Annotated in this window: 8 protein-coding genes; 6 read left to right on the forward strand and 2 right to left on the reverse strand. The window is 38.5% G+C overall.

Annotated features, from left to right (window positions below; genetic code table 11):
* The first annotated feature begins 107 nt into the window (after positions 1-107).
* The 6 genes from rpiB to ychF are packed head-to-tail and all read left to right on the forward strand — an operon-like array spanning position 108 to position 4,591.
* Positions 108-551: a ribose 5-phosphate isomerase B gene (gene rpiB, locus CVS92_RS01595; RefSeq protein WP_107788290.1), complete on the forward strand. Its 444-nt coding sequence runs from the start codon at positions 108-110 to the stop codon at positions 549-551.
* Entirely contained in the window at positions 548-880 is a 333-nt protein-coding gene (locus tag CVS92_RS01600) for a hypothetical protein (RefSeq protein ID WP_002939538.1), read from the forward strand. Before rpiB ends, CVS92_RS01600 begins: the two co-directional genes overlap by 4 nt.
* Before the next feature lie 20 nt (positions 881-900).
* The gene (gene apt / locus CVS92_RS01605) at positions 901-1,449 is read left to right on the forward strand and encodes an adenine phosphoribosyltransferase (protein WP_107788286.1); all 549 of its coding nucleotides are present in this window, start codon (positions 901-903) and stop codon (positions 1,447-1,449) included.
* Position 1,450: 1 nt separating this feature from the next.
* Positions 1,451-2,056: a DedA family protein gene (locus tag CVS92_RS01610; protein ID WP_084040838.1), complete on the forward strand. Its 606-nt coding sequence runs from the start codon at positions 1,451-1,453 to the stop codon at positions 2,054-2,056.
* On the forward strand, positions 2,037-3,488 hold the full coding sequence (locus tag CVS92_RS01615; RefSeq protein ID WP_107788287.1) for a leucyl aminopeptidase: 1,452 nt from the start codon (positions 2,037-2,039) through the stop codon (positions 3,486-3,488). The genes CVS92_RS01610 and CVS92_RS01615 overlap by 20 nt, the downstream gene beginning before the upstream one ends.
* Complete coding sequence (ychF, locus tag CVS92_RS01620) at positions 3,488-4,591, forward strand: redox-regulated ATPase YchF (RefSeq protein WP_107788288.1); 1,104 nt, start codon at positions 3,488-3,490, stop codon at positions 4,589-4,591. Before CVS92_RS01615 ends, ychF begins: the two co-directional genes overlap by 1 nt.
* Positions 4,592-5,030: 439 nt before the next feature.
* Here ychF and CVS92_RS01625 read toward each other — a convergent pair whose 3' ends face one another.
* Positions 5,031-5,825, reverse strand: coding sequence for a phosphatidylserine decarboxylase (locus CVS92_RS01625; protein WP_107788289.1), 795 nt, complete (start codon positions 5,823-5,825; stop codon positions 5,031-5,033).
* 1 nt (position 5,826) lies between these two features.
* A partial coding sequence (locus CVS92_RS01630; protein ID WP_234398681.1) for a metallophosphoesterase occupies positions 5,827-6,838 on the reverse strand: 1,012 nt, incomplete at its 5' end.

Consider the following 6,838-nt stretch of genomic DNA (forward strand, 5'->3'; position numbering starts at 1 on the left):
TTTCCCTTTTAAGAATTTCTAAAATTATAGCCTTTTCTCACATGCAAGCAAAATTTTATTTTAATGCAACTTTGACTATAATCTGCAAAAAATTTATTGGATTTTTCATGAAAATAGATAAAATTTTTATCGCTTGCGATCACGCTGGTGTAGAGCTTAAGGCAGAGTTAAAAGAAGCCATAAAAAAGCTTGATTATGAAGTCATTGACCTTGGTACGAATGACAAAAATAGCGTTGATTACCCTGACTATGCGCATTTGCTAGCAAGCAAGCTTGAGCCTAACTGCTACGGCGTGCTCATTTGTGGCACAGGTATTGGCATCTCAATCGCTGCAAATAGGCATGAAAACGTAAGGTGTGCCCTTTGTCACGATGAATTTACTGCAAGACTTGCAAGAGAGCACAACGATGCAAACGTCATTGCTTTTGGCGCAAGGGTTATCGGAGCTGGCGTGGCTACAGCAGCACTTGAAACATTTTTAAAGACAGAGTTTGCAGGCGGCAGACATGAAAGAAGAATCAAAAAAATAGAGCTTAAGGAAGCCAAATGATAGGCGAGTGGATCGTTTTTACCGCTCTTGTTTGTGCTGCGATCTACCTAACTGTTATGGTTTTTTACTTCAAAACGCTTCTAAAAAAAGAGCGTGCGACAAAAGATTTTATGAAAAATAACCTCCAAGATACCGAGGTCGTCATAAGAAAATTTCAGATCCAACTTCAGCGAAGCCTAGGCAACATCGACATCTTAACAGACGAGCTAAACAAAACTAAAAACGACGTGACCTCGCTTCGCACAAGAAATTCCCAGTACCGCTTAGAAAACGACAAGCTAAGACAACGTATACGTGAGCTTGAAGGCAAAATCGAAGCGCTACTTTAACATCAAATTTAAGGAAATTTATGAAAATTTTAGATCAAAAAGGAAGAGAATTTTTACTAAACTCTATTCGCTGCATAAACGACTTTCCAAAGCCTGGCATAGTATTTCGCGACATCACGACACTACTAAATAACAAAGAAGCATTTAACTTTTTGATAGATCATTTAGTGGCTAGATATGAGGACGCAAATATCGACTACATCGCTGGCATCGAGTCTCGCGGCTTCATCTTTGGCGCAGCGCTTGCAGCAAGACTAAGGCTGCCTTTTGTGCCTATTCGCAAGCCAAAAAAACTGCCTTTTATCACACTTTCTCAAAAATATAGCCTAGAATACGGCGTCGATGAAGTGCAAATTCACATCGATGCTTTTGGAGAAAAAGCGGGCGCTAGAGTGCTTTTGATGGACGATCTCATAGCCACTGGAGGCACTGCAAAGGCTTCAGTTGAGCTTATCAATCAAACTAACGCAACCTGCGTTGAAGCTTGCTTTCTCATAGATCTAGTCGATCTAAAAGGTAGCGAGAAGCTAAAGTCGCTTACTAAAATTTACAGCGTTTTAGAGGTTTAGAATGGAAGAATTTTTTATAGAACTGCTTAAAGAGTACGGCTACATCATACTTTTTGTCTGGTGTATCATGGAGGGCGAGATGGCCTTAATAATGGCTGGAATTCTCGCTCACACCACGCATATGCACATCGCGCTTGCTATATTTGTGGCTGGACTTGGAGGCTTTGTGGGAGATCAAATTTACTTCTACCTTGGCCGTTATAACAAAAAATACATCGCAAAAAGGCTCCACGCGCAGCGGAGAAAATTTGCAGTGGCGCACATAATGCTGAAAAAATACGGCTGGCCGATCATCTTTTTGCAACGCTATATGTATGGCTTTCGTGTCATCATACCGCTTTGCATAGGACTTACTGGCTATGATGCTAAAAAATACGCCTTTATAAATTTAATCAGCGCTTGGTGCTGGGCGGCGATCACCACCATACCTGCTTGGATACTTGGCGAACATATATTAGTGCTGCTTCAAAAGGCAAAAGAGCACTGGTATGTCGCTATCCCAGTGGTTGCCATATTTATGGGGCTTTTGATCTACACATTTAAGCGCATCGAAAATAAAATTTTAAACGAAAGGAGAGATAGAAGACATGCAGTTTCAAATAGTTGATAAAAAATTAAAAGATATAAAAGCTGATATTGAACTAATTTTCGTAGTAGATAAGGACTTAAAACATAAATTTATAGGCGATAAAGAGGCTATTAAATTTAATAATTATAAAGGTGAGAGCGTCCTTGTCCTAAGCGAGGCAAAAAGGGCTTACGTGCCACTTTCCAAGCTTGATCTTGACGAGCTAAGAGTTGCAGCAGCTAAAGCTTATAACGCACTAAAGTCGCTAAATATCAAGAGCATAAAGCTAGCTTCTTACGTAGCAGAGTGCCAAAAACTAAGCTTTGAGGCGCTAGCTGAGGGCTTTTTGCTTGGAAGTTATGAATTTAACAAATATAAAGAGAAAAAAGAGAAATACACCCTTAAAGATATCATCTTTTCTACTGAAGAATTTGCTGGCAAAAAGGTCGATCTAAAGGCTGCAAATGAGGGCTTTAAAGAGGCAGAGATAATAGCAAGTGCTACAAATTTCGCAAAAGATATCGTAAATGAAATCCCAGAAATTTACACACCACAAAAGATGGCCGAGGACGCTTTAAATTTAGCCAAAAACATCGCAAGCATAAAGTGCGAGGTCTATGACGAGAAATTTCTAGCAAAAGAAAATATGAACGCATTTTTGGCGGTAAATCGCGCAAGTGTGCATAAACCAAGACTCATCCACCTAACCTACAAGCCTAAAAAGTCTAAAAAACGCATCATTTTTATCGGCAAAGGCCTAACATACGATAGCGGTGGCCTTAGCTTGAAGCCGGCTGACTATATGCTAACAATGAAATCAGACAAAAGTGGTGCAGCAGCAGCTCTTGGCATCATAAAAGGTGCGGCGGAGCTAAATTTATCATTTGAAATTCATGCCATTTTAGGCGCCACTGAAAATATGATCGGCGGCAACGCCTATAAGCCAGATGATGTGCTTATTTCAAGAAGTGGCGTTAGTATAGAGGTGAGAAACACCGACGCAGAGGGACGTTTGGTGCTGGCTGATTGCCTAAGCTACGCACAAGACTTTAAGCCAGACATCCTAATCGACATGGCAACCCTAACTGGCGCTTGTGTCGTGGGACTTGGCGAATACACAACTGGCATCATGGGCAACAGCGAGAGCCTAAAAAATGAGTTTAAAAACAACATAAAAGATAGCGGCGAGCTAGCAACTACACTTGATTTCAACCCTTATCTTAGTGAGCTTATCAAAAGCCAGATCGCAGACGTTAGCAACTGCGCCTCAAGTAGATATGGTGGCGCGATCACAGCTGGCATGTTTCTAGCTAAATTTATCAAAGACGAGTATAAAGATAAGTGGCTACACCTTGATATCGCAGGTCCGGCATACCGCGAAAAGGCTTGGGGATACAACCAAGCAGGTGCGAGCGGGGCTGGCGTGAGGATGAATTTATACTTTTTACAAGCACTTAGCAAGGAGAATTGATGGGACTTTCAGTTGGAATCGTAGGCCTACCAAATGTGGGCAAATCAACGACATTTAACGCACTTACAAAGGCACAAAATGCCGAAAGTGCGAACTATCCGTTTTGCACTATCGAGCCAAACAAAGCTATCGTACCAGTGCCTGATAAGCGCCTAAATGAGCTTGCAAAGATAGTTAGTCCTAATAAAATTCAGTATTCAACCATCGAATTCGTAGATATCGCAGGCCTTGTAAAAGGGGCAAGCTCAGGAGAAGGACTTGGTAATAAATTTTTATCAAACATCAGAGAGACCGAGCTTATTTTACACATAGTTCGCTGCTTTGAGGATGAAAACATCACCCATGTCGAGGGCAGCGTCGATCCAGTAAGAGACATCGAGATCATCCAAACTGAGCTGATACTAGCTGATATTGAGCAACTAAACAAAAAGATAGAAAAGCTCACAAGAGAGGCGAAGGCAAATGCAAAAGGTGCTAAAGAGGCACTTGAGATAGCAAATTTACTTTTGGCTCATCTAAATGAGGGCAAAAGCGCAAGTAGCTTTGAGCAAAGAGATAGTGAGGCGTTTTTGTCACTAAATAGAGAGCTAAGACTTTTAAGCGCCAAAGAGGTAGTTTATGGTGCGAACGTCGATGAAGAAGGACTTAGTGAAGATAATAAATTTGTAAAAGCACTAAAAGAGTACGCAAAAGCCTCAGACCACGAGGTGATCAAGCTTTGCGCCAAAGTAGAAGAGGAGCTAATCGGCCTAAGCGATGAGGAGGCTCACGAGTTTTTAGCCTCTCTTGGTACGAGCGAAAGCGGTCTTGAAAAGATCATAAGAACGTCTTTTGCAAAGCTAAATTTGATAAGCTATTTCACCGCTGGCGTCGTTGAAGTAAGAGCTTGGACGATCACAAAGGGCTGGAAAGCACCAAAAGCAGCAAGCGTCATCCACAACGACTTTGAGAGAGGTTTTATAAGGGCTGAAGTGATAAGCTATGATGACTACATCGCACATGGCGGCGAAAACGGAGCCAAAGAGTCTGGCAAGATGAGACTCGAAGGCAAAGACTACGTCGTGCAAGATGGCGATATTATGCACTTTAGATTTAATGTTTAATTTTAGCCCTCTTTTGGGCTAAATAGTCAAAAAAATATTTAATCCTTGGGCTGTATAAGGTGAATTAAAACTTCCTTATTATATTTGATAAAAATTCTTTTGAAAAATATACTAAGTTATATCGTCTTATTAATATCTTTATTGATACATAAGCTTCTCTATACAAGCAATGATGTAAATGCTATCAGCTCTGTGATATCAATATGGGTTTTATAAGTAAAGATAATAGCTCTTAGTTGCAGAGGTTGATGGCTTAATGAAGAACACAATTAAAGCAAGAAAGATTTCGATAGATAAAATAATGTATTCATCATCTTTTACAAACTTTTAAATCTATAATATTTTTTTAAAGACTATATAAAACTTACCACTAAAATCTAAGCAAATAGGACACCGGCCAAGTAGGGTATAAAAAATTTTACTTATATGCCTAGCGTATTTATTTTATTATTCCGATGGTCTCAGCAAATTTAAGCTCTTTATTTTCAAAGAGATTGTATTCGATCGCATCTTTTTCGCTAAGTATCACGATAGTTGAGCCAAGCTCGAAATTCCCAAGGCGCTCGCCCTTTTTGATATGTAAATTTTCATACTCGTAAATTTGTGTAAAATTTTCCATCGCATTTGTCTGTATACGCTCATCAAAGCAAAATTTCATCTTTCCGACATTTAGCGCACCTACAAAAACAAGCCAAAGTTTCTTACCATTTTTTATCTCACAAGATAGCGCTACGCGTTCGTTCTTTGTATAAAGGCTGTCTACTTTTGCAAGCCATTTTGCAGCCACGCTGTAAAGTTTACCCGGAATATATATGGCTTTTTTAATGGCAATATCGCAAGGCGCATGATAATGATGATAATCTTTTGGGCTAAGATAGATATTTGCAAAGTCATATTCGCCCTCAAGCTCACTCTGCCCCAATAGTTCACTTACACTATACTCCATGCCTTTTATACTAAAGGCCTTTAGCTCCTTTGTGCTGCCAAAACTAAGACAAGTACCATCAACTGGGCTTATAAACATCTCATCTGCTGCATCAAAATCTCTTGGTTTTATGAGCCTTCTAGTAAAAAGCTCATTTAAATTTTTATATTCATTCGCTGGCTTAAACTCGCTCATATCTATCTTAAACAGCTTTATGTAAAAAGAATTTACGGCCTCTTGAAGTGGTTTGTAAAAGTTAATCCTTGCAACCTTTCCAAAAATTTGAGAAAACAGATTGTCTTTATTCATTTTATTCCTTACTTAAGTTTAATATTGCAATCTCACTTGGAGCAAAAATTCTAACAGGAGGCCCCCAAAATCCAGCACCACTGCTAACATAAGCTTGCATTTTATCATTAATCTTATAAAGCCCATGTAAAAATCCCTGATCAAGTAAGACCAAAAGGCCAAAAGGAAAAATTTGACCAGCGTGTGTATGTCCGCAAAGCACTAGATCAACATCTTGCTGCATTGCTTTTATAAATTTTGGCTGATGGGAGAGCAAGATAGTAGGTAGCGATGAGTCACATCCTGTCAATGCTTCATCTAAATTTGGCTCTAAATGTTTAAATCTAAAGCCAGCTAGATCGTAAACGCCAGCTAGATTTATACTTGCAATTTTTTTGTTTTTATTACCTAAAATTTCTATGCCAAGAGAACTGATCTTTTCTAAAATACCATCTATCCCGTGATAATACTCGTGATTGCCAGGGACATAGAAAGTCCCATAAGTACTTTTAAGACTTTTTAATGGCTCCAAAAAATCTCCTATAAAAGCAGCATTTATATCAACCAAGTCACCCACTATCACTACGATGTCAGGATTTACAAAATTTATGTCATTGACGAGTTTTTCCATAAAGTCTTTCTGTAAAAATTCTCCTATATGTACATCCGTTATCATGGCTATTTTTAAGCTGCTTTGTAAATTTTTTATTTTTATATCTACTTGCCTTATTTTTGGTGGCATTAAAGCATTGAAAATACCTTTTAAAAAACAAGCAATTACAAAAATGACAAATGTAATATCAAAGCAAAATTTTATAAATTTTCGTCTTGTTGGACTAAAGCTACTTCTAGAAAAAATGCTACACAAAATATCATAAAATAGACTAACAGCAAACAAAAATAGTGAAAAACCTATGAGCGTACCAGCGATCAAATAAAGCTCAATACTTAGGAATGAAAACCTGATCTGAAGAACAAATATAAACTCAAAGATACAAATAACATATAAAAGTATTCTAATTTTTGCAAGATAT

The sequence above is a fragment of the Campylobacter concisus genome (assembly GCF_003048555.1).
GTDB classification, from domain to species: domain Bacteria; phylum Campylobacterota; class Campylobacteria; order Campylobacterales; family Campylobacteraceae; genus Campylobacter_A; species Campylobacter_A concisus_AO.